General features: G+C 68.8%; 24 protein-coding genes. 11 read left to right on the plus strand and 13 right to left on the minus strand.

Annotated features, from left to right (window positions below; translation table 11 throughout):
• Positions 1-16 precede the first annotated feature (16 nt).
• From OG504_RS25980 to OG504_RS25990, 3 genes are all read left to right on the plus strand, one after another.
• Entirely contained in the window at positions 17-679 is a 663-nt protein-coding gene (locus OG504_RS25980) for a hypothetical protein (RefSeq protein ID WP_405991976.1), read from the plus strand.
• Positions 680-715: 36 nt separating this feature from the next.
• Positions 716-1,291, plus strand: coding sequence for a hypothetical protein (locus tag OG504_RS25985; RefSeq protein ID WP_405991977.1), 576 nt, complete (start codon positions 716-718; stop codon positions 1,289-1,291).
• Between the two features lie 187 nt (positions 1,292-1,478).
• Positions 1,479-2,000: a hypothetical protein gene (locus OG504_RS25990; protein ID WP_405991978.1), complete on the plus strand. Its 522-nt coding sequence runs from the start codon at positions 1,479-1,481 to the stop codon at positions 1,998-2,000.
• 289 nt (positions 2,001-2,289) lie between these two features.
• Here the strand turns inward: OG504_RS25990 and OG504_RS25995 are convergent, their stop codons facing one another.
• Together OG504_RS25995 and OG504_RS26000 are read right to left on the minus strand one after the other, a co-directional pair.
• The gene (locus OG504_RS25995; protein WP_405991979.1) at positions 2,290-2,415 is read right to left on the minus strand and encodes a hypothetical protein; all 126 of its coding nucleotides are present in this window, start codon (positions 2,413-2,415) and stop codon (positions 2,290-2,292) included.
• A gap of 938 nt (positions 2,416-3,353) precedes the next feature.
• The gene (locus OG504_RS26000; protein ID WP_405991980.1) at positions 3,354-3,770 is read right to left on the minus strand and encodes an SMI1/KNR4 family protein; all 417 of its coding nucleotides are present in this window, start codon (positions 3,768-3,770) and stop codon (positions 3,354-3,356) included.
• Positions 3,771-4,045: 275 nt separating this feature from the next.
• Here OG504_RS26000 and OG504_RS26005 point away from each other — a divergent pair, with 275 nt between their 5' ends.
• Entirely contained in the window at positions 4,046-4,453 is a 408-nt protein-coding gene (locus OG504_RS26005; protein ID WP_405991981.1) for an NUDIX domain-containing protein, read from the plus strand.
• A gap of 355 nt (positions 4,454-4,808) precedes the next feature.
• Entirely contained in the window at positions 4,809-5,663 is an 855-nt protein-coding gene (locus tag OG504_RS26010; RefSeq protein ID WP_405991982.1) for an LppX_LprAFG lipoprotein, read from the plus strand.
• Positions 5,664-5,863: 200 nt separating this feature from the next.
• On the opposite strand, the gene OG504_RS26015 is transcribed toward OG504_RS26010, so the two are convergent.
• A complete protein-coding gene (locus tag OG504_RS26015) occupies positions 5,864-6,913 on the minus strand; it encodes a zinc-binding dehydrogenase (protein ID WP_405991983.1) in 1,050 nt (349 codons plus the stop codon).
• Positions 6,914-6,987: 74 nt separating this feature from the next.
• Between OG504_RS26015 and OG504_RS26020 the strand changes: the two genes are divergently transcribed.
• Positions 6,988-7,566 (plus strand): TetR/AcrR family transcriptional regulator, encoded by a 579-nt coding sequence (locus OG504_RS26020; RefSeq protein WP_405991984.1) that lies wholly within the window; start codon positions 6,988-6,990, stop codon positions 7,564-7,566.
• Between the two features lie 101 nt (positions 7,567-7,667).
• Here the strand turns inward: OG504_RS26020 and OG504_RS26025 are convergent, their stop codons facing one another.
• Positions 7,668-8,636 (minus strand): alpha/beta fold hydrolase, encoded by a 969-nt coding sequence (locus OG504_RS26025; protein WP_405991985.1) that lies wholly within the window; start codon positions 8,634-8,636, stop codon positions 7,668-7,670.
• A gap of 75 nt (positions 8,637-8,711) precedes the next feature.
• On the opposite strand from OG504_RS26025, the gene OG504_RS26030 reads away from it, so the two are divergent.
• Complete coding sequence (locus OG504_RS26030) at positions 8,712-9,305, plus strand: TetR/AcrR family transcriptional regulator (RefSeq protein ID WP_405991986.1); 594 nt, start codon at positions 8,712-8,714, stop codon at positions 9,303-9,305.
• A gap of 32 nt (positions 9,306-9,337) precedes the next feature.
• Here the strand turns inward: OG504_RS26030 and OG504_RS26035 are convergent, their stop codons facing one another.
• The gene (locus OG504_RS26035; protein WP_405991987.1) at positions 9,338-10,201 is read right to left on the minus strand and encodes an SDR family oxidoreductase; all 864 of its coding nucleotides are present in this window, start codon (positions 10,199-10,201) and stop codon (positions 9,338-9,340) included.
• Between the two features lie 93 nt (positions 10,202-10,294).
• Between OG504_RS26035 and OG504_RS26040 the strand changes: the two genes are divergently transcribed.
• Positions 10,295-10,705 carry a winged helix-turn-helix transcriptional regulator gene (locus OG504_RS26040; RefSeq protein WP_405991988.1) on the plus strand — a complete coding sequence of 137 codons (411 nt, stop codon included), beginning with the start codon at positions 10,295-10,297 and terminating at the stop codon, positions 10,703-10,705.
• 22 nt (positions 10,706-10,727) lie between these two features.
• Here the strand turns inward: OG504_RS26040 and OG504_RS26045 are convergent, their stop codons facing one another.
• The 4 genes from OG504_RS26045 to OG504_RS26060 form a co-directional block, all read right to left on the minus strand.
• Positions 10,728-11,366: a DUF6518 family protein gene (locus tag OG504_RS26045; RefSeq protein ID WP_405991989.1), complete on the minus strand. Its 639-nt coding sequence runs from the start codon at positions 11,364-11,366 to the stop codon at positions 10,728-10,730.
• 126 nt (positions 11,367-11,492) lie between these two features.
• A complete protein-coding gene (locus OG504_RS26050; protein ID WP_405991990.1) occupies positions 11,493-11,837 on the minus strand; it encodes a winged helix-turn-helix domain-containing protein in 345 nt (114 codons plus the stop codon).
• Positions 11,834-12,301, minus strand: coding sequence for a hypothetical protein (locus OG504_RS26055; RefSeq protein ID WP_405991991.1), 468 nt, complete (start codon positions 12,299-12,301; stop codon positions 11,834-11,836). Before OG504_RS26055 ends, OG504_RS26050 begins: the two co-directional genes overlap by 4 nt.
• A gap of 98 nt (positions 12,302-12,399) precedes the next feature.
• Entirely contained in the window at positions 12,400-13,002 is a 603-nt protein-coding gene (locus OG504_RS26060) for a TetR/AcrR family transcriptional regulator C-terminal domain-containing protein (RefSeq protein ID WP_405991992.1), read from the minus strand.
• 63 nt (positions 13,003-13,065) lie between these two features.
• Here OG504_RS26060 and OG504_RS26065 point away from each other — a divergent pair, with 63 nt between their 5' ends.
• On the plus strand, positions 13,066-13,800 hold the full coding sequence (locus OG504_RS26065; protein WP_405991993.1) for an alpha/beta fold hydrolase: 735 nt from the start codon (positions 13,066-13,068) through the stop codon (positions 13,798-13,800).
• 184 nt (positions 13,801-13,984) lie between these two features.
• Positions 13,985-15,325, plus strand: coding sequence for a lipase family protein (locus tag OG504_RS26070; RefSeq protein ID WP_405996428.1), 1,341 nt, complete (start codon positions 13,985-13,987; stop codon positions 15,323-15,325).
• A gap of 23 nt (positions 15,326-15,348) precedes the next feature.
• Here OG504_RS26070 and OG504_RS26075 read toward each other — a convergent pair whose 3' ends face one another.
• Positions 15,349-17,292, minus strand: a complete 1,944-nt coding sequence (locus OG504_RS26075) for a serine/threonine-protein kinase (RefSeq protein WP_405991994.1) — start codon at positions 17,290-17,292, stop codon at positions 15,349-15,351.
• Positions 17,293-17,524: 232 nt separating this feature from the next.
• Here OG504_RS26075 and OG504_RS26080 point away from each other — a divergent pair, with 232 nt between their 5' ends.
• Positions 17,525-19,123: a GMC oxidoreductase gene (locus OG504_RS26080; RefSeq protein ID WP_405991995.1), complete on the plus strand. Its 1,599-nt coding sequence runs from the start codon at positions 17,525-17,527 to the stop codon at positions 19,121-19,123.
• A gap of 7 nt (positions 19,124-19,130) precedes the next feature.
• Here OG504_RS26080 and OG504_RS26085 read toward each other — a convergent pair whose 3' ends face one another.
• From OG504_RS26085 to OG504_RS26095, 3 genes are all read right to left on the minus strand, one after another.
• A complete protein-coding gene (locus OG504_RS26085) occupies positions 19,131-20,327 on the minus strand; it encodes a cytochrome P450 (RefSeq protein ID WP_405991996.1) in 1,197 nt (398 codons plus the stop codon).
• Positions 20,324-21,103, minus strand: coding sequence for a ferredoxin (locus OG504_RS26090; protein ID WP_405991997.1), 780 nt, complete (start codon positions 21,101-21,103; stop codon positions 20,324-20,326). Before OG504_RS26090 ends, OG504_RS26085 begins: the two co-directional genes overlap by 4 nt.
• An 81-nt stretch (positions 21,104-21,184) precedes the next feature.
• Entirely contained in the window at positions 21,185-22,180 is a 996-nt protein-coding gene (locus OG504_RS26095) for a 3-oxoacyl-ACP synthase III family protein (RefSeq protein ID WP_405991998.1), read from the minus strand.
• Between the last annotated feature and the right edge of the window lie 29 nt (positions 22,181-22,209).

The following is a 22,209-nucleotide window of genomic DNA, read 5'->3' on the forward strand; positions in this document are numbered from 1 at the left end:
GTGGAAGGCAAGGTCATTGAGCGAGAACCCCGCGGCCGTCCTCTCGGTTGCCTTCCTGCGCCGTGAACCCGAGCCTCAGGTCCTGGTAGCAGTGCGCGCACAGGAGACGAATCCTCGTCACCCCGGCGTGGTGAGCGTGCCCACCATGCGAATCCCTCTGGCTTTGGCTGACCAGCTGACTCGGGGAGAAATCCCGGAAGACGGGGGCTATCTGGACCTTTTGGGGCCTTACCACACCTTCGGAACCGCCGGCGCGGGAACCTCGATCGAGGGACTGCTCGTCGAGTCCATCCTCTCCAAGAAGATCATCTCCGGGAGCATGCTGGAATCCGGGGAGATTCAGGGAACCTGTTCCGTTCGGTGCGTGTCGAAGGCAGACGTCGACGACCCTACGGGTCGCGACGGGGCCATCGAGCCCACACTCATGGTCACCATCGTGGCCGAGTGCGAAAAGGGCGGAAAGCGCCTAGAAGGTAATTCCGCCAGCTATTCCCAGATTACGTGGATCGATCGGCAGGACCTGATGACCTCCTGGCAGCGACGTGACGCACAGTTCCTCTTCCCGGACGCGAACCCGTTCGAGATCTGCATTCGCGGTCTCTGCGTCAGCTCTGCGGTACACGTACTGAGTCGGGATCTGTCCATGACACTCAAGAAAACCGACGCCGATCTGGGATGAGAGCCCTGGACGGCGCAGCACACGGGGGGGGACCGGATGGGGGCATTTCATTTCACACCCAGCGAAATAGCCGGGCTAGGGATAAGTGGCACCCTGACCGGTGCGTGGCTAGGCGCGCGTATCAACGGGCGGACGCAGCGCGACGTTTCTGCTGCTGCAGTCACCACGCAACGCAGTGTCTCCGAGACCGCTCTGACGGCTCAGCGCAAGCTGGCCGAGGATCAGCGGCTCTGGACGGAGCGAAAACATGTATACCTGGAGATAATGGACGACCTGGAGCGCAGGTCAGAATTCCGGGACGACATCGACGACCCGGAATGCGATGGGGAGTACGCCCCGACACCCGAGCAGTGGAGAAACCTGAACGTCCGCACGAATGCCTTCGGCTCCACAGAGGTGCTGGAACTCCTCAAGGCCAGCAGAAAGGCACACCTCATATGGCTGCAGTCGACCCGGGACAGGCAGGAAGCTACAGCCCATCATGACGGAAGTGCCACCTCCACTGAACGAATTTCGCAACTCAACTCAAGAGTGGCTGAAGTCTCCGCGTCAGCACATTCCGTAGATACAGCCCTGATCAATCGGATCCGATCAGAGGTTCAGGGCGAATAGCCGCCCCTCAAAGGAGTCCTTCGCTGCAGGAGGCCCACCGACAGGGTGCAGCCAAGTCCGACGGGACCACAGTCCAGCCGTTCCCTCAGGCCCCCGGCGATCGCGGTTTTCCAAGCTGAAAGCGTCACTCGCAGGTGCCGCTCTTACTTCGGCACACACCTCTCAGGGAGTCAATACAGTGCCTCTCATGGACTGGACTGCACCCCTGAGTGCCATAGCCGGTGCACTTGCCGGCATCGTCGCAACGTTCGTCGTGGACCGAGACCGCTGGAAACGCGCCCAAAAGGCCGACGCGCAGACCGTTCTGCGCGAAACCTTTGTGACCTACCTCGCCCACTTGGCCCGCGCGACCGAAGGGATGCGTTTTGCCGCCGAGGCAACATACGCCATACCGGAGGAACGCAGGCGTGCAGTCCGTGCGGCATTCTCCGAGTCTGGTCTGTTCGAGCAGCGCTTCGGCCTGACGATGCTCGCTCCGCCGCGGGTAGTGGAGTTGGGCGTCGACGCGTTCCGCGTCGTCCGTACGCTGCGTGACCTTCTCGCAGATGGTGCGCAAGTCACTGACGGGGCCTTCCAGACGGCACAACACACGTACTACAAGGCCACCCAGGCCGCAGCAGCGGCCATGCGTGAGGAGCTTGGCATCCCCGAGCTCCCGTTCATCCCCTTGGCATCCAGCCACGATGAACACGGCGACGCACAGGCCTGAGTACCAGAGTCTGTGCGGCCGCCATAGCCTGCCGCGCCGTCTCAGTCCGTCTTGTTCAGCGCCGTTCACGGTCGTTCAGACGAGACCGAAGCCGGTAGCCGCTCCCACAGCCGACTGCCCATGAGCACACGTGAACGGCCCGATTCGAGGCCCCCGGGTCCACCACCACAGTTGGAAAGAGTGCACGCACCCCCGGCGCGTGCGGCAGTCATCCGCAGCGCGGCCGACGCCAGCAAGCCAGGTGATTCCCGAGTGCGGTCGATCAGTTGGACACAGGCGAGGAGGGGCTTCAGTAGACGATCACCCTCCAGCGCTCGACCCACCGCAGCCAACCACCGCCCGCACCGCGCACCTGGACGCGATCGGCGTCCACCTGCCAGACGGTGCCGTAGAGCGTGGCGTCGGGGAGGTCCACCCTGACGATGTCGTAGACGTCCAGGTCATCCTCAACCTGCCGAGTCCACGCATGCGCGCAGTGATCGCAGTGGTAGCCAACCGCATCGCATCCCCCGACAGTCATCGGCTTGCCCGGACGGACCGCTTCAGCCCGGCACCGAGGGCACGGATCGGCAGTGTGCGCGCCTACTGATCGGGACATCCTTCGATCCTGCTGTACACCAACGAAATCCAGCAACCGGCAGCGCCCAACGCCGGCCCACAGGCCACTGCCTACGTCCTCTCTGGCCTATCAACGACCGATCTCCAGAGAGCTGCAGATCAGAAGTTCTCCGCCTCGAATCGGCTATCTGCCCCCACTGAATTGTTGTCCCGCGACCGCAGTAGGGTCCTTCTGTGCTGGGGATGGGGGTTAGAGATGACGCTGTACCAACTGGGTGAACGGCTAGGAGAGTGGACTGTCTGGATCGCCTTGGCTTTGGCGGCAGTCTGGATAGGAACAGGCCGATGGCGGGACTATCCACGACCTGACGGCAGGGGCACAGAACAGCTCACCGCCGTGGTGCGGCAGCGGACCCGATTGGTCAAACGTTCCGTCTTCGGTGTCGCGGCCCTGTGGGTCCTGACGATGGTCGTCATCGACGTCTGGGCCGTACACAGCAGTTACTACTAGCGGCTCTTCGAGCCTCCGCGACTCAGGCATCCTTGTGTCATCCCCCGGCCCGGGGCTGCCGCGAGTGCTGGCAAGTCGCTGTGGCCGTGAGTGTCCAACTGCGTGACAACGCAGGCGGACAGCGGCGCACAAGCGCGGACGCCTGCGGGCCGTTGCAACAGGTGAGAGGCACACCAGCCCAAGGCAGTGTCCCCACCCAAGTTGCTTCGGGACAAAGAGGTCGTGGGGCTTCATCCCGCAGCCCCGACGGAGAAGTGCCGCCGCAGAGCAGCCACGCGGCTGGCCTACGAAGTGGGTTGACTCTCCAGCAGCGTTTCCACCGTTAGGGTTCCTGCCAGCGTGCTGGTCAGCCATTCCGTGAGGTTCACACCCTGAGGCCATTGCTCGCCTTCGTGGTTGCACCACATGGCGCCCGCAGGGTCGCGGAAGTCGACCAGTGACCAGACCGTGCAGCCCCAGTCATAGATCAGCACCAGGCCGGCCGAGATGCGGCCGGACGGATCCGGGCCGTCCTGGTACAGCTCAGCGATGTCCGCGAAGTTGCCCTGCGCGGACCCGCCGCTCACACCCAGAATTCCTTCGTTCGGGCCGAATCCACCGTTGGCGACTTCGACGTACAAGCGCCGTAGGAGAGGCGGCAAGGGGAACCCGATGACTTCTTCCGCCGCGGCAACAGCATCCGGTGTTGCGGGCGGTGGCAAAGTCCCCGCTCTGGCACGGTCCGCAACGCCTCGACAACCTCATCATCAGACACCGGCTCAGACTCTCGGCCCAGAGCGGCCGGACATGCCAGATGTGTGCCAGATCCTGCGGAGAACCACGGGAAACAGCGGGAAACAAGTCGGCGACCGCCTGCGTACCGGACCAGATCCACCGCAGGTCAGAACACTTACCCTCCTCAGAGAACCCGAGCTTCCCGAGCTAAGTGCGCGGACAGTGCTGACGCAGACCATGCCCTCCGATACGGTCCCGAGCCATGGCGGATGGCAACGGAGTGCCGGAGAAGGTCGCATGGATCCTGGTCCGGGACGACCAGGTGTTGGTGACGCGTAGCCACGGCAGAGACCGCTTCTACCTCCCGGGCGGTCGTCGTGAGCCGGGCGAGTCCGACGCCGAGACCCTGGTGCGGGAGATCGACGAGGAACTGCGGGCGGCGATCGACCCCGGTTCCATGGTGCACTTCGGCACGTTCGAGATCGGCGAGGGCCATCCGGATCACGGCGCCTTCCGGATGATCTGCTACACCGCCGATCACCGCGGGGAGCTGACCCCGTCGAGGGAGATCGCCGAGAAGGCGTGGTTCCGCTATGCCGACCGGAACCGAGTCTCGGCCGTCGACGAGATGGTCTTCGACGCGCTGCACGAGGCCGGGTGGCTCTCCTGATCCCGTGACCGCGGACTTCACGGTCGATGCTGCGGCCTTCTCCTGCATTACGACCGCGCCACAGCCGCACCGGACCGGGTGGGGAAACAGCGGGGAATCACGACGAAGGAGCGCCGGGCCGAAGAGGGCGTCACACAGCCGTTCACACAGCCGTTCACACAGGTCAACGCTCGAAGTAGCCGCAGATGCCAGCAGCTTCCCAAGCCAAGAGCCCAACCACCCATCCGGCCCCCGAACATGGCGCCAACCCGCCCGACGGGCATGCCTCACAAGCCCCGGCAAGCCTCAGGACACACCCCGCGTTAGGCTCACGGCCTTGGCATGAATGTGCCATCTGCCTTGGGGGGTTGTGGGAATGTCCGTCCTTGTTTCCGTACCGCGCAGAGTGACGAGCGTGGCCTTCGTGGCCGTACTGCTCGCGGGGGGATCGGTTGCTTGCGGTGGAGGTGCCAAGAGCAGCTCCGCGGTTGCCAACCCGCACACGGTGACTCCCGCGGCGGCCGTGGCGAAGGCAGGGAAGAACGCCGAGGACATCACGTCGCTGCACTATCGGATCAGCGGGACCGTGCCGGGGAAGGACCGTCTGGAGGCCGATGCCTCCATGAGCACCCAACCGCTGGCGATGAGTATGAATATGAAGACGACCGCTGCGGCCGACCAGGGTGGGAACGGCCGGATGAAGATCCGGTTCGTCGACAAGGTGATGTACGTCGGCGGGAGTGCGGTGCGTCCCGAGAAGCTGAACGGCAAGAGCTGGCTCAGGGTCGCGCCGGCCGTATGGGGACGCGGTGGAGTGGACAACCAGTCCTACGGCATCCTGCCAAGTCAGTTGCAGGCAAGCCCCATTGCGCAGTCCACGTTGCTGACCGGGTCCAAGGACCTGCGGCTGATCGGGACCGAGACGGTCGACGGCGCCAAGACCACGCACTACAAGGGGACGGTCGACAGCAAGAGCCTGATTCGAGGGAGCCTCGATCAGTTCATGATGCTGGAGGTCTCCGACCCGCTCACCATGGACGTGTGGATAGACGGCGACGGCCGCACCGAACAGTTCCGTATGCGGGCCGAGCACAACGACAGCATGGTCGGCACCGGAGACGGGCCACTCGACCTGACCGTCACCTTCCTCGACGTCAACCAGCCCGTGACCATCAAGGCACCGCCGGCCAAGGACACCACCCCGCTCGCGGCCGAGGCACCCAAGGGTTGACCAGCAACAGGGCAAAGGAGAACGTCCGAGATGCTGACGTCGACTCAGTTTCCGTACCATTCCGCCCCGTTCACGACCGTTCAGGCGAGACCCACAACCATCCCGGCTCCGACGACCACCCGCCCATGAACCCAGGTGAACGCCCCACCGCCGTCACCACCGTGACCGCGGTCCGTTCGTGGCCCGCCCGCGAAAGGAGCTCAGGGGTGCATGACGATCTTGCCCACGTGCTCCCTGCGGGAGAGTTCCTCCTGCGCCCGGGCGGCCTGGGTCAGGGGGAAGGTCGCGGCGATGACAGGCTGGACCTCGGCGCGGCGGGCCAGGTCCATCAGGAGGTCGAAGTGGGTGGGCGTGTGCATCGAGGACCCGATGACCTGGGCGTTGTGCAGGTAGAGGCGGCGCACGTCGAAGGTCACCTCGTGGCCGCCGAGCGCGCCGGCGACGACCCACCGGCCCCCTTCGCGCAGCAGCGGCAGCACCTCACCCACCAACTCGCCGGCCACGACGTCGAGGGCGATGTCGAGACCCTCCGGGGCGGCGGCGCGGATCTGCTCGGCGACATCTCCCGCACGGTCGACGACCTCGTGCGCGCCCGCCTCGCGCACCGCGCCGGCCTTGGGTCCGCTGCTGACGGCGAGCACCCTCGCGCCGCGCGCACGGGCGATCTGCACCAGGGCGAGACCGACGCCGCCGGACGCGCCCGAGACCAGGGCGGTCTCCCCCTTCCGTAGCCGGCCTCGTTCGATCATGCCCAGTGCCGTGCCATAGGCGGTCGGCAACGTCGCCAACTGGTCGTCCGTGAGCGGGGATTCCGTCACGTCATGGACTCGCTCCACCGGCGCTGTCACGTACTCGGCGTATCCGCCGTCGCGTTCGCTCCCCATCAGGCCCACCGGGTTGGCGTCCGGCCCGTCGGTGTCGTAGATCGCGGGGTCGACGACCACCCGGCGTCCGACCAGGCTCCCCTCCACCCCGGTCCCGACGGCCACGACGCGGCCGGCCACGTCGGCGCCCTGGATACGCGGGAAGTCGATCGGGCCGCGCCAGCCCGACAGTGCCTCGGGGTCTCCCGGACGGCCGTAGGCACCCTCCCGGGTCCACAGGTCGGTGTTGTTCAGGGCTACGGCACCGACCCGGACCAGTACCTCTCCCGCCCGTGGGGCAGGGACGGCGACCTCCGTCAGCTCAAGGACCTCGGGTCCTCCGTGGCCCGTGATGCGTACCGCTCGCATGAACCGGGACGTACTCATCGCCTGAGCCTCCTCGCAGGTATACTGATCGGTGAACATGCCTCACCGTACACCGATCAGTGAAGGGGCCCGCAGTGCAGGAGACTCGGCCGTTGACGCCGGCCGGCCGCCGGATCGTGGCGGCCGCGGAGGAGTTGTTCTACCACCGCGGAATCACCGCGGTCGGCGTGGATCTGATCGCCGAGCACTCGGGGGTGACCAAGCGGACCCTGTACAACCAGTTCGGTTCGAAGGACCACCTCGTGGCGGCCTACCTCACGGAACGCGACCAGCGCTGGCGGTCGCTCGTCCGTGCCGCGGTCGACGCCGCCGACACTCCCGCCCAGGCCGTCACCGCACCCTTCGAGGCGCTGCGGACCTGGAGCGAGACCAACACCCGCGGCTGCGCCTTCATCAACGCACTCGCCGAACTCCCCGACCCCGCGCATCCCGCACACCGCATCGCCGCGAACCAGAAGCTCTGGCTGCTGAACCTGTTCGAGGAACTCGCCGTCGCAGCGGGCTGCTCGCACCCGACCACCCTCGCCACCCGACTCCTCGTGCTGCACGAGGGTGCGATCGCCACGCAGCCCCTCTCGCTCGACAGCCTCCCGGAGAGCACCGCCCTGGCCCGAGCCCTGGTCCGAGCAGCCGGCACATCGCCCCACCACTAGGGCGTCTTCGACAAGGTGCCACCGTTCGGCCAAGCCAAGCCAAGCCAGACCGGGCCAGACCATGCCGTGCCGCTCCCGGTGCCCTCGTTCGCAAGTCCGGCCTACCCGACCCCCGCGCCATCGACGAACGCCCTCAACGCCCCCACAACCGCCCCCGGTTGCTCCTCCGGAATGAAGTGCCCGGCGTCCGGGACGACCACGCCGGTCACGTTCTTCGTCCAGGGGCTGAGGGACGCGGCCATGTCGGGGATGGAGCCGTGGGAGCTGGAGATTCCGAGGACCGGGATGGTCAGGTGGCCGCCCAGGGAAGCGAGAGCGGCTCGGTTCTCGCGGGCTGATTCCGACGCGTCGCGGAAGTAGGCGAGGGCCGCTCGGAGACCTCCCTCTGCTGCGATGGAGGCGGCGTAGTAGTCGATCTCGGCGGTGTCGAAGGTCGTCGGGGAGAGGGTTTTGGTTCTCAAGAACCAGCCCACGTAGGCCTGTTCGCGGCCGGTGATCAGGGTTTCGGGGAGTTCGGGGACCTGGTGGAAGGCCAAGTGCCAGGTTTTCCAGGCGCGTTCGGGGTCCGTGGGGATGGTGTCCGGGAGGGTGATTCCGGGGATGCCGGCGTCGAGAAGGGCTACGCCGTGCAGGTGGTCCTGGTATTTCAGGGCGAGCGAGAAGGCGACGCAGGCGCCGATGTCGTGGGCGGCGAGCCAGTACTTCGGTACGTCGAGCGCGGTCAGCGCGGCCTGGACGCGCGCGGCGAGGGTGTGACTGTCGTAGCCCTCTGCGGGACGGTCGGAGTGGCCCTGGCCCGGCAGGTCGACCGCGATCACGTGGAAGCGCTCGGCGAGGCGGGGCATCACCTTGTGCCAGGCCCACCAGTTCTGCGGGAATCCGGCGAGCAGCACGATCGTAGGGGCGCTCGGGCTGCCGCCTTCCACGGCGTGCAGGCGGATTCCGTCCGCGTCGGCCCAGCGGTGGGTGAAGCCGGGGAGGTCGCGCAGCGGGAGAGCGGCTACGGCGACCGAGGTGGGGGCCGGATTCCGGTCGGGTGAGCCGTTCGGGGTGCTGTCGGCTTCGGTCATGTATCCAGGCTAGCTCATCTTGAACCGTTTGGTTCAGGATAGGATGGGCCGGGTCGAGGACGGGGTGTGTGTGGGATGGCCGGGAAGAAGCAGTTCGACGTGGAGGTCGCGCTCGACGCGGCGATGGTCCAGTTCTGGCGGGACGGGTACGCCGACACCTCGCTCGACGATCTCTCCAACTCGACCGGGTTGAACCGGAGTTCGCTCTACTCCTCGTTCGGCGACAAAGAGTCGCTCTATCTGCGATGCCTGGACCGGTACGCCCTCCGGTACGGGGACAAGTACGAACAGGCGCTCTCCTCCGGGGTGTTCGGGGAACCGCTGCCGGCGATCCGGGCGTTCTTCGACGTCACCCTCCACCGCATCGCCGACCCCGCCGTACCGGACGGCTGCCTGGTCGCCCAGACCGCGATGGCGATACCCGTGCTCAGCCCCGCCATCGCCGCGCGCGCGATCGAAGCCGTGGGGCTGCAGCGCGCGCGGCTCCAAACCGCCCTGCGCAGAGCCGAGTTGACCGAGGGTGACGCCGAGGACCACGCCACGCACATCACAGCGGTCAATCAGTCGCTGGCCGTGATGAGCCGGGCCGGAGCGAGCGGGAAGCAGCTCGGCGCGATCGTCGACATCAGCATGAACGCGCTGGCGCAGGCGTTGCGCGACCGGGGTTAGAGCGCGCGCTCAGGACACGTCCGGGGCAGGTGTCAGCGGAACGCGTCGACATGGCGCGCGGCCCAGTCCGCGAACGGGCGCGGGGCGCGGCCGAGGACCCGCTCGACGTCCGGGCTGATGCGCAGTTCGGCCGGGCTGGGGGAACCGAGGATGGTCAGGGTGTCCTCGGCGAGTTCCGCCGGCATGCTCCGGGACATGGCGGCCTTGGCCTCCTCGCGGGTGAGGTCGTGGAACCGTACCGGCGAACCCAGCGCGGCGGCGATGGCCTCCGCCTGCCCGCGCGGCGTGATCACCTCCGGGCCGGTCAACTCGCAGACCCCGCCGGTGTGTTGGTCGTCCAGCAGACAGGCCGCCGCGACCTCGGCGATGTCCGCCGGGTCGACGATCGGCACCCCGATGTCGCCGAAGGGCGCGGCTACGACCCCTTGCGCGCGGATGGACTCGGCCCACCACAGGGCGTTGGAGGCGAAGCCGCCCGGCCGCAGGATCGCCCACTCCAGGCCGGACTCCCGCAGTACGTCCTCCAGCGCGCGCATGGCGACCCGCGTCGCACCGAACGGCCTGGTCGACACGCCCTGGGTGGAGAGCAGGACGACCCTGCGGACCCCGGCGGCCTCGGCCACGCCGATGATGTCGGCCGGGTTGGCCCCGGTGGCGTGCAGATCGCCGGAGAGCAGCAGGAACAGCGCCTTCGCTCCGGCCAACGCGGGCTCGAGACCTGCCGGTTCGGCGAGATCGGCGGCCACATGGCGAACCCCGTCCGGCAACGACGCCTTCCCTGTCGGCGTCGCCGTCGGCGCGTGCCGTGACACCGCCGTCACCTGCTGCCCCGCCCCGGCCAACGCCCGCGTCAACGGCCGGCCGATGTTCCCGGTAGCCCCGGTCACCACGATCATGTTCAGCTCCCTTGTCGCCTGTACTTCTACGGCCTTCACGCTAGGAGCAGGGCTAACTTTCGGTAAGTACATACCCCGAGGTAAGCTCATAACATGACGGAAGGCGTGCAGGAGAGAAGGGTCGAGCCGGGTCCGCGGTATGAGGTGTTTCACACCGACTGCCTCGCCCGCGACATGGTCGACCACGTGACCAGCAGGTGGGGCGTCTGGGTGCTGATCTCCCTGCGCACCAACAACCTCCGCTTCTACGAACTCCGCGAGAGCATCCAGGGCATCAGCGAGAAGATGCTCGCCCAGACCCTCCGCACCCTGGTCCAGGACGGCCTGCTCTGGCGCGAGGTCGAGCCGACGACACCGCCCCAAGTCACGTACGGGCTCACCGAGTTCGGCCGGGAGGTCGGCGAACCGCTGTCGGAACTGTTCGACCGGATCACCCGGCGGTTGTCGTCGAGTGACGCGGGACAGCGCGAAGGCGTACGCCTCCCGCAAGACCAACACATGTGACCGAGTGCGGAGTTGGACAGAGTCACACCGATCCGAGCAGGGCGCCGAGGATGCCCTGTTCGGCGAGGTAGAAGGCGAGGCCGCCCACGGGAGCGAGCGCGGCGCACAGCCAGTAGCGGTGCACTCCCGCGCGCGCCAGGTAGACGGTCAGGAGAACGGTGAGCAGCGCGCCGGCGGCCAGGAAGACGACCGCCTCCCCCCAGTAGTGGAGCGCCAGAGCCAGCCAGAGCGCCTCCCCCAGCACCACCGTCGCGATGACCGCCCCGGCCACTGCCCGCACGTCCCCCCGCCCGCGCCGCAGCGTCCACCCGGCCCACCCCAGCAGCGGCCCGCCGGCCAGCCCCGCCACCGACCACACGGCGGCGGTTCCGAGCCCCCCGGCCCCGAACGTGTCCCCGAGCGTGGACGCCGCGTAGTAGCCGCCACAGGTGGCGAGCATCATCACCGCCCCGCCCCAGAGGGCGAGCCGCCGGGCACGGATCAGCGCACCGGCCGCGGCAGTCCAGATGATCCAGGTGGACACCGAGTTGGTCGCCCGCTCCAACAGGGGCGTCGTCCCGTGCAGGCCGTACGTCGCCCAGCCGAGCAGCAGCCCGAAGGCCGCGGTCGCGGTGAGGACGGTGACAGGGGTGTCGCAACGGGACGCGGTTACGGTAGCCATGCCCCCGCACTATACACATGACGTATACTCTCGATGTATAGCCACTGCGAGCCCGTCGATTTCGCCAAGGGGGCCGGCATGGCTCGGCCGGGCCCGACCCGAACCGCAAGGGCCTCGCCCCCTTCCTCAGCTCTCCGGGTCGCCGTCGTCGGCCGGTGCCTGGCCGGCGGTGAGTCGGGCGGCGTTCTGCAGCCAGGTGAGGTGTTCGGTGAACGCGGTGCGGCCCTCGTCGGTGAGCCGGAACCAGGTGCGTGGCCGTCGCCCGATCGCCCCTTTGCGTACGGCGAGGTAGCCGGCGTCCTCCAGGATCCGGGACTGCTTGGACAGCACCGAATCGCTCACCCCCACGGTGTCCCGCACGACGGAGAACTCCACCCACTGCGGGCCGGCGGCGAGCAGTCCGCAGATCGACAGCCGGGTCACCGGATGGATGATCTCGTCCAGTCGCCCGCGCCCTTCATGTCCGGTCATCGCGAAACCGCTCGTCCTTGCCGGATGTCGTGACGGATCGCCGCGTTCTGCCACAGCAGAATGCCCACCAGCGCCGCCACCGTGACGACCACCACCGTGACGGCGAGCACGGTGTCCCCGCTCCTGAGGAGCACGCCCTCACCCGCGACGGACGCCGCCGCCACCGCGCACGTGACCCACATGACGGGTCGGGCCGACGGGTAGTACATGTTCCGGCTCCGGTACTTCACACCGGTCGTGTTCTCCAGCAGGCGGCTCAAGCCGAACTGGATCAGGATCAACACCAGCGAAGTGGCCTGGCCCGCATCGTCGGAAACGTAGCGCGGTTGCAGGAACGGCAGGCCCAGCAGCACAGCCATCAGCGCGGCGGTCGCCGCCAGATACCACCACGGAAGCCTCAACCGCTGGGCCAACGCCGTCCGTTGCTGTTGAAGCAGATCCAGGTCCCGCGAGCCGTCGTTCATGACAACCTCCACCGCATGGCATGGCATGTACTTTCCATGATGGAAAGTACATGCCATGGAGAAGGACCGCAACACCCCAGTCCGCACCCGGGAGTTGGTCAGATCGAGGGGATGTCCGAGACCTCCGCGCAAGCCACCGCATACGGCCATATCGCCGCCCCGATCTCCTCCGGCGTCCCCGGACAGTCACCCCGTAGCCAGTCGATGATCGTGCCCAGGACCGCGCCCGCGAGGAAGGCGGAGACCGGGTCGGTGGTGTCGGTGTTCGCGGGCAGGCCTCGGCTCGTACGGGCCGCCAGGGTGATCCGGTGGAGGAGGTGGTTGATCATCCGGGCGCTGCCCTCGTCGCAGAGGAGGGCGCGGTAGAGGGGGGCGTTGGCCGCGACATGGGTGAAGAGGGCGGGCAGGGGGTTCGGCAACGGGGCGCCGTCGGCGGTCAGTTGGCCGTGCGGGATCGGCGCTACGGCCACCAACTCGTCGTACGTCGCCGTGCATGCCGCCACCGCCAGGTCGTGGACGTCGACGTAGTGCTCGTAGAACGTCGAGCGGTTGACGCCGGCGCGTTTCGTGAGGTCGGCGACGGATATCTGGCGCAGGTCCCGCTCGGTGACCAGGTCGCGCAGGGCCGCTTCGAGGGCGGCTCGGGAGCGGGCGACGCGGGGGTCGGGAACTCCGTGGCGTTCGGGGGGTTGCGCTGGCATGCGGTAACACTATTCTCCCCAACACCTGACGGATATCCGACAGTTGTTGGACAGGAGCGCCTCATGGCCACGTACGTTCTCGTGCACGGCGGCAGTCACGGCGGTTGGTGTTATCAGCGCGTCGCGCGGATCCTGCGGACGGCCGGGCATGACGTCCATGCCCCGACCCTCACCGGGCTCGGTGAGCGGGCCCATCTGCTCACGCCCGGGGTCGATCTCGACACCCACATCACCGATGTCGTCCAACTCCTGGTGTATGAGGGGCTGTTCGACGCCGTTCTGGTCGGGCACAGCTACGGCGGGATGGTCATCACCGGTGTCGCCGACCGCGCCCTCGACCGCGTCGGCCACCTCGTCTACCTGGACGCGGCCACTCCGTCCGACGGACAGTCCCTCGCCGAACTGGCACCGGAGCTGATGGGCGCCTCCCGCGCCATGGGGCGGGTCGTGGACGGGGTGGAGCTCGTCAATTTTCCCGGCGAAGGGCCCATGCCCCACTACGGGTTGACCGACCCGGACGACATCGCCTGGCTTGCGCCGAAGATCACGCCCCACCCCTGGAAGTGCTTCGAGCAGCCGTTGCGGCTCACGAACGAGGCGGGCGTGCGGGCGCTTCCGCAGTCCCAGATCGTATGCACCTCGACGCTGCCCTACCGCGCTCCGGCGGACCTCGAACCGGCGCGCGCCGTCGGGCGGTTGTGGGACATCGACACCGGTCACGACCTGATGGTGAGCGAGCCGCAGGCCGTGGCCGAGCTGCTGGAGCGGGTGGCGGTGGCGATGACGGCGGCGCGATGACGGCCGGCCGGCAACCGGCTCACAGCATCGGCTGACAACCGGCTCACAGGATCGGCTGACAGTCAGTCACATTACCGAAACGTAACCTACCGACGGGTATCACGAGTAACTTACCCGCAGGTAAGTTCCAGGCGAACCATTCTCCGGACGGCCGCTCCACAGGAGGTTCGCCATGCCCGCACGCATGCCCGCACGCACACGAGACCTGCTCGCCGCCGCGATCACCGCCGCCGCCTGCCTCACCGCCCAGGCCCTCGCCCTCACGACCGCCACCGCCGCGACCGCCTCGGACGAGGTCGTCTCCCGAGGCGTCACCATCCCCGAGTTCTACAACCCGCCCACCACCCTGCCCGCCGCCGACGGCACCCTCGTCCGCAGCGAGCCCCTCCCCCTCGCCCTGAGCCTGCCCGGCCTCGACGGCAGCACCCTGCCCGGCACCGCGACCCGCCTGATGTACAAGTCCACCGACTCGAACGGGCAGCCCGTCGCCGTCACCGGCGCCTACGTCGAACCCTCCGCCGACTGGTCCGGCGCCGGCCCGCGCCCCCTCGTCGCCGTCGCCCCCGGCACCCTGGGACAGGGCGACCAGTGCTCCGCGTCCATGGGGCTGGAGCACCCGCTGTCCCTCAACAGCCAGACGGTTTCGGTGGGTTACGAGGATCTGGCGATCTACCGGCTCCTCGCCGAAGGTGTCGCCGTCGTCGTCACCGACTACGTGGGGCTGGGTGCCACCGACCGGCTGCACACCTACGTCAACCGGATCGACGAGGCACACGCGGTGCTGGACGCCGTGCGCGCCGCGCGTTCCGTGAGCGGGGCATCCGTCAGCGCCAACTCACCAGTCGGTCTCTACGGCTACAGCCAGGGCGGCGGGGCGACCGCGGCCGCCGCCGAACTCCAGTCCTCCTACGCCCCCGACGTCACCCTCTCCGGAACGTACGCCGGTGCCCCGCCCGCCGATCTGACCTCCGTCACCAAGGCCATCGACGGCAGCGAACTCGCGGGCGCGCTGGGCTGGTCGCTCAACGGGTTCCTGCAGTCCGACCCGGAGTTGAAGCCCCTTGCGGAGGCACATCTCAACGACGCCGGGAAGGCCGCGCTCACCGATCTGTCGACGATGTGCGTCGCGGACGCGCTCCTCGGCTACGGCTATACGCGGAGCAGCAGTTGGACCACCGATGGGGAGTCCATCGGCGACATCATCGCCTCGACTCCCGCGCTCCAGAAGTTCCTCGACGAGCAGCGCATCGGCAGGCTGAAACCGTCCGGGCCCGTCCGGCTCGCCACCGGCGTCAGCGACAACCTCGTCCCGCACGCGCAGGCTCGCCAACTCGCCCTCGACTGGTGCGCGTTGGGCGGCGACGTCACGTACAAGGCCGTCGTCCTGCCCAGTGTCGGCAGCGCGCTCCTCAACCACTTCGCGCCGCTGCTCACCGACCAGGGCGACGCGATCTCCTGGCTCACCGACCGCCTCGCGGGCAGGCCCACCGCCTCCAACTGCTGGACCATGCCGGTGCAGCCCTGAGACCGCCCGGACGGGTCCAGCCGTCAGTGCGCCGGAAGTCGCTTCGCGATGTTCCCTACGACGGTCCCGGCCAACTCCGCTGCCGTGTCGCACAGTTGGCTGCTCGGCCGCGGTGCGTACACGGTCAGCTGGAACAGCTCGGTGGTCTCCTCGCCGACCGGGTCCGTGTACGTGCGGTGCGGGGTCCGTACGGTGCAGCTGTCGTCCTCGGCCTCGTCCGCGATGGAGTAGCTCTTGGTGCCGGCGACGTTCACGAGCGTGCCGTCGTCGGCGTCGAGCGAGTTGTCCCGGCTGAACTGGATCTCCACCTCGCGCTTGCCGTCGTCGCTGGACCAGTCGCAGTCCCAGCGCCCGAACCCGGGGTCCTGGTTGGCGAGTCGGACGCCGGGCACCTGCTTGAGGTCGGCGGCGCCGAGGAGCGTGCAGGCGTTCAGCCGGGCCAGGGAGTTCACGGCCGGCGCCGATGTCCGTCTGGGTACCGGGCCGTCGGCCAGGACGCCGACCACCTGATCGGTGGCGGCGTCGGCCAGTTGGCACGGGTCGGGCGACGACTTGGCCAACTGCTGCCCGATGACCCGGATCTGCGTGCCGTCGGTGGGCAGGACGGCCCGTTCGCAGGTCTTGTCGTCCCGCTTGATCGTCACCACCGTGAGGCCGCCGACCAGGCGGGTGGACTGGATGTCGTCGAACTCGTCCCGGTCCGCGTCCAGGTTGACCTGCACGTCCGCGATGTCGTCACCGCCGGCGTTGTCCACGAGGACGTCACACCGGTCGATCTCCCCGTAGTCCGGGTCGAGTTCGGTGTGCCCGAAGCGGCTGAGCGAGGCGGCGTCCACCAGCCCGCAGGGGTCCGCCGTCCGTTCGTCGCCCATGGTTCCGGCCCGTGCGCCGGCCGAGGACTTCGCGTCCGCCAGGCCGACACCCTTGTCGCTCCCACCCTTTGAGTCCCACAGGCCGAAGAGGACGAGCCCGCCCGCGACCGCACCGGCCGTCACCAGCGCGACCGCCGTGACCGCCAGCGGACGGCGGCGTACCCGGCGCGGCAGCGAGAGGGTGAGGACGTCCCGGGTACGGCGGGACAGCGGGCCCAGCCGGAGGGTCGAGGACTCCAGGTCCAGGGTGCGACGGTCGGCCAACTGCTCCTGGATGTGCGCGGGCGGCGGCGCGGCCCGCGTCAGCAGCTTCCGGGCGTGCGCGGCGTCGGGCCGGTCCCCGGGTTCCACCTCCAGCAACGCGGCCAGTGGCCCGGTGAGTTGACCTGCCTGTCGAGTGGGCTCGATGCGTCCCTCGACGGCCCGGGCCAGATACGTCATCAGGTGCTCGGCCTCGCCGTACGGCGACTGCCCCTCGACCGCCGCGAACAGCGAGGCACCCAGCGAGAACACGTCCGACTTCTCACCCGCGGGCTGCCCCTTCGCCAACTCGGGAGCCAGGTAACGGGGTTTGCCGCGCACGGTGCCGGTCGTGTTCTGCGTGGCGTCGTTTCCCAGGGCCCGGGAGATCCCGAAGTCGGTGAGTCTGGCGACGCCTTCGTCGGTGACGAGGATGTTCTCCGGTGTCACATCGCCGTGCACCACACCCGCGCGATGCGACTTCACCAGCGCGTCAGCGATCTGGCAGCCGATCGACCCGGCCTCCTCGGGCGCCAACGGTCCGCGTTCCGCCATGAGTTGGGCGAGGCTGCGGGAGGGGACGTACTCCATGACGATCCAGCAGGTGGTGCCCTCGTCGATGTAGTCGAAGACGGCCACGATGTTCGGGTGGTGCAGCCGCCCCGCGTTGCGCGCCTCGCCCATGAGCCGTCGCGTGGCCCGATCGTCGTCCAGGCGTGCGCACTTGACCGCGACCCAGCGCTGCAGCCGCTCGTCCCACGCCCGCCAGACGACGCCCATGCCGCCGGTGCCGATGGGTTCGTGCAGGAGATACCGGCCGTCGATCCTGTCCCCGGCCGCTGGCGTCACCGACACCGTCCCACCCCTCGATCACGGTTCTGACGGGTAACGGAGTGTACAGATCCGGCACTTCATAGTGATCGGCTTCACCGGACGTGATGGGGACCCACTCAGAACCGCCACACCAATTGTCGACAGCGTGACTCTCCAATCTGAGAATTACATTTCCATTTATTGACAGTGGCATGCTCAACCGCGCTACGCTCCCGGCGACTCGCACTCCCCCTACGGTTGCCGGAGTCCCCCCATGCCCGAACCCACCTCCCCCCACCCCACCCTCAGCCGCCGCGGCCTGCTCGCCGCGACGGCGATCGGCGCGGCGGCCACCCTGGCCGGCACCACCAAGGCACAGGCAGCGACCGCGCCCGCCGTCACCGAACTCCGCGAACGGGCCGTCGTCGTCGGCACCGGTTTCGGCGGCGGAGTCACCGCGTTACGACTGGCCCAAGCCGGCGTCTCCACCCTGGTGTTGGAGCGCGGAAAGCGCTGGCCGACCGGCCCGAACGCGACGACGTTCTGCCGCTTCGCCACCATGGACAACCGCTCCGCCTGGCTCACCGACCACGCCATCGTCGGCGGCGGCACCCAGACCTGGACCCCCTACACCGGCGTGCTCGAAGCCGTCGTGGGAAACGGCATGACCGCCATGTGCGGAGCGGCCGTCGGCGGCGGATCGATCATGTACCACGGCATGACCCTGCAGCCCACGAAGGCCGACTTCGCGACCTCCATCCCGCAGGCGGCCGGCCTCTACGACGACCTCGACCTCTGGGCCTACCCGACCGTCGCCCGGATGCTGGGCATCTCCACCATCCCCTACGACGTGCTCGCCTCCGACCCCTACAAGTCGTCCCGGCTCTTCCAGAACATCGCGCCGAAGGCGGGCCTGACCCCGTTCAAGGTCCCGCTGCCCATCGACTGGGCTTATGCCCGGGGCGAGTTGGAGGGCCTGTACGACCCGACCTACACCACCAGCGACATCGCCTTCGGCGTCAACAACGGCGGCAAGCACTCCATCGACGTCACCTATCTCGCGCAGGCGGAGTCGACCGGCCTCGTGCAGGTCGCGCCCCTCCACATCGTCCGCGACCTCGCGATGGACGCGAACAAGAAGTGGGTGCTGTCCGTCGACCGCATCAACACGGCAGGCACCGTCCAGGAGCAGATCCGCATCACGGCGGACGCGGTGTTCCTCAACGCCGGTTCGCCCGGCACCACCCGTCTCCTGGTCAAGTCCCGTGCCAAGAACCTGATTCCGGACCTGCCCGACGCCATCGGCACCGGCTGGGGCAACAACGGCGACCGCATCTGGGCCTGGATCAACCCGACCGGCGACGCGGGCACCCAACAGGGCGGCCCGGCCTGCGTAGGCGGCCGCGACCCGGGCAGCTCCATCCCGCTGACGGTCGTGCACGCCGGATCTCCCATACAGCAGCCGGGAGTTACGGCCCTCACCGTCGTCGGCTTCGGCATCGTCGACGGCGCGGGCACGTGGGCCTACGACGCCTCGACCGACGACGCCGTCCTCACCTGGCCGACGGACACGGACGCCGCGCTCCAGGAGCTGATCGCCGGTCGCATGCAGGACATCGCCACGGCAGGCGGCGGCCTCATGATCGACACCAACGCCCAAGCCCCCTCCACCTGGCACTCGTTGGGCGGCGTCCCGATGGGAGACGCCGTCGACCTCTACGGCCGCGTCCTGGGCCACAAGGGTCTCTACGTCCTGGACGGCGCCCGCATCCCCGGCTCCACCGGTGCCTGCAACCCGTCCATGACGATCGCCGCACTCGCCGAACACAGCATGCGGACGATCGTGCAGCAGGACCTGGGCCGGGTGTTCTGACGTTGAACTAGGCCCAGGCCACCGGGAGTTCCCGCAGGCCGTACACGATGTTGTCCTGGTTGTAGGTGAGTTGGTCCGCCGGGACGGCGAGGCGCAGACCGGGCAGGCGTCGTAGCAGCGTGGTGAGGATGATCTGGAGTTCCACGCGGGCCAGGGTCTGGCCCAGGCACTGGTGGATGCCGTAGCCGAAGGCGACATGGCGGCGGGCGTCGCGGGTGAGGTCGAAGTCGGCGCCGGACGCGAAGAGTTGCTCGTCGCGGTTGGCGGTGGACAGCATGCAGATCACCCCCTCGCCCGCCGGGATCGTCACCTCGCCCACCCGCACGGTCTCGGTCGCCGCCCGGCCGAGGCCGAGGTGGATGATCGTGAGGTGCCGCAGGAGTTCTTCCACGGCGCCCCGCACCAACTCCGGCTGCTCGCGCAGGAGTTTTGCCTGGTCGGGGCGGCGCAGCAGGGCGAGCACGCTGACGGTGGCCATGTTGGCGGTGGACTCGTGCCCGGTGACCAGGAGGAGGAAGCCGAGTGAAGCGGTCTCCTGGTCGGTCAGGTCGTCGCGGGCGGCGAGCCGGCTGAGGATGTCGTCACCGGGCTCACGCCGCTTGCGCTCCGCCAACTCCGCCAGATAGCCCATCAGTCGGGCATGCGCCTGCTCCGCCTGCGGTCGGCTGGTGCGGTTGTCGAGGAGCGTGCGGCTGAGCGACTGGAACAGGTCGTGGTCCTCGTACGGCACCCCGAGCATCAGGCAGATGACCAGCGACGGGATCGGCAGCGCGAAGTCCGCCACCAGGTCCGCCGAGGTACGCCCCTCGGTCATGCGGTCCACGGCCCGGTCGACGATGTCCTGGATGCCAGGACGCAGTTCCTCGATGCGCTTGACCAGGAAGTCCTTGGTGACCATGCGGCGCAGGCGGGCGTGTTCGGGGTCGTCCATGCGGATGAAACTCGGCTTGGCGGTGGCCAGTTCACGCTGTCCGGCGGACAGGAACGGGAACCCCGGCGTGCGCGCGTCCGCGCTGAAGCGGGCGTCGGCCAGCACGGCACGGACCTCGTCGTACCCGGTGACCAGCCAGCACGCGGTGCCGTCCGGCAGCACGGCACGGGTGACGGCGGCATCGCGGGCGGCGGCGGTGTAGGCGGGTGGCGGGTCGAAGGGGCAACCGTCGTAGGGGGCTGGGAGGTTGAGGGTGGTCACGGTCGCGGTCATGGGTGGGCTGTCTCCTCGTGGTCGACGAGCGTGATGGCCCCGCTGGGGCACAGGTCGGCGGCGAAGCGCACCTCGTCGGCGTACCGCGCGTCCGGCTCCGGCACGAGCAGCGCGACCCGGCCGTCCGCCTCGTCCTGCTCGAAAACCTCGGGCGCCACGCCCACGCACTGGCCCGCGCTGCAACAGCGGTCCCGTTCCAGGAGCACGGTGAGCGTGGGCTGCCGGTCGGAGGGGGTGCGGAGGGTGTTGAGGGTGGTGCACATGGTGGCGGTCTGGCCGGCCAGGACCAGGAGTTCGACGAGTTGCTCGGGGGTGAGGGCGCGGGCGAGTCGCTCCCAAAGTCCCTCGGGAACGGAGGAGTTGACGGCCAGCAGGTCGGCCGCCTCCAGGAGGGCGCGGTCCTCCGGCTGCCAGGGGTGGACGGCCAGGTCGGCCGCCGTCGCGTCGATCTCCACGGCCGTCAGTCCCGCGTCCTCGGCCGGGGTGCGGTGCCGGCCGTGGACGTAGGGCGCGTCGAGCCGATGGGCCACCCGCAGGACGATCAACTCCCGTCTGCGGTGGCCGAGGGTGCCTTCGTGGGTGAGGACCCGGGCGAGGGAGAGCCAGGCGTGCGCGAGGACGGGGTGGTGCGCGAGGGTGCCGAACAGGTTCTCCCGGCCGGGGCCGTCCTGCCGGGAGTCGGCGAGCAACGACCGCAGGACCGGGGGCCATTGGGCGGGCGGGAGGGGTGGAATGCGGGGGGAGTGGGGGGTTCTGGGGGTGCGGGTCGTGGTCATGGTGCCGTGTGCCTTCACGTTCGTACGGTGTCGGAGGCTTGGGGGGTGTCGCGGTTCACCGGCGGCTCTCGCCAGGGGCGTTCACCAGCGGCACACGACCACCCCCGCGCTCGCCCCGCTCGCGAAGCCGAACATGCCCACCAGGTCGCCGCGTTGGAGGCGGCCGCTGTCGAGGGCGGCGGCCAGCTGGAGCGGGATGGTGTTGGTCGCCACGTTGCCGTGGGTGGGGAAGGTGGCCAGGATGCGGCCCGGGTCCACGCCCACCCAGTCGCAGACGACCTTGGTGAACGGCACCGACGGCTGGTGCACACAGACGAGGTCGAGGTCGTCGCCCTCGACGCCCAACTCCCGCAGCGCGCCCCGGACTTTGCCGGGCAGCCCCTCGAACGAGCCCACCAACTGGGCGGAGTCGATGCGGAGATGGCCGAGTGTGCGGTGCTGCGCGTACGGGTTGGGCAGGGTCGCCGCGCGCCAGCCCCAGGAGTTGGCGAAGAACCGGGAACCGAGAATGCCGGGCCGGTCACCCGCCTCCACCAGCAGGGCCGAGCCCATGTCGCCGGTGCTGAGACTGGGCAGCGCGGTCAACAGGTCGGCCGGGTCGTCCAGTTGCCAGCGGCTCTCCCGGGTGCTGACCTCGGCGGTGGTCACCAGCACCCGCCGGTACTGCCCGCTGCGGATGAACGCGTCGGCGACCTCCAGCGCGTTGAGGACGCCGTTGCAGGCGTTCTTCAGGTCGAACACCGGGCAGCCCAGGCCGAGTTTGTCGGCGACGACATGGGCGGTGGCCGGCTCCTCCATGTCGGCGAGGATGCCGGCGTAGAGGAGCAGGTCGACGGCGCCCGGGTCGGTGCCGGTGTCCTCGAACAGGCGCCGGGCCGCGTGCGCGGCCAGGTCGGAGGGCTGCTCCAGGTCGTCGGCCACGATGCGTTCGGCCAGGCCGTACATGCGCTGGAGCACCCCGCGCGACAACGGTACGGCGGGGCTGCCCGCCCGGAAGCGGTCCTCCACGGCGGCCACGGTCTGGCGTCCCTCGGGGATGTGGACGGTGGCGTGAACGATGGTGCTGTGAACGGTCATTGGTCCCTCCTGGGTCGTGGTCGGTCCTC

The organism is Streptomyces sp. NBC_00986 (assembly GCF_045162565.1).
Classification (GTDB): Bacteria; Actinomycetota; Actinomycetes; order Streptomycetales; family Streptomycetaceae; genus Streptomyces.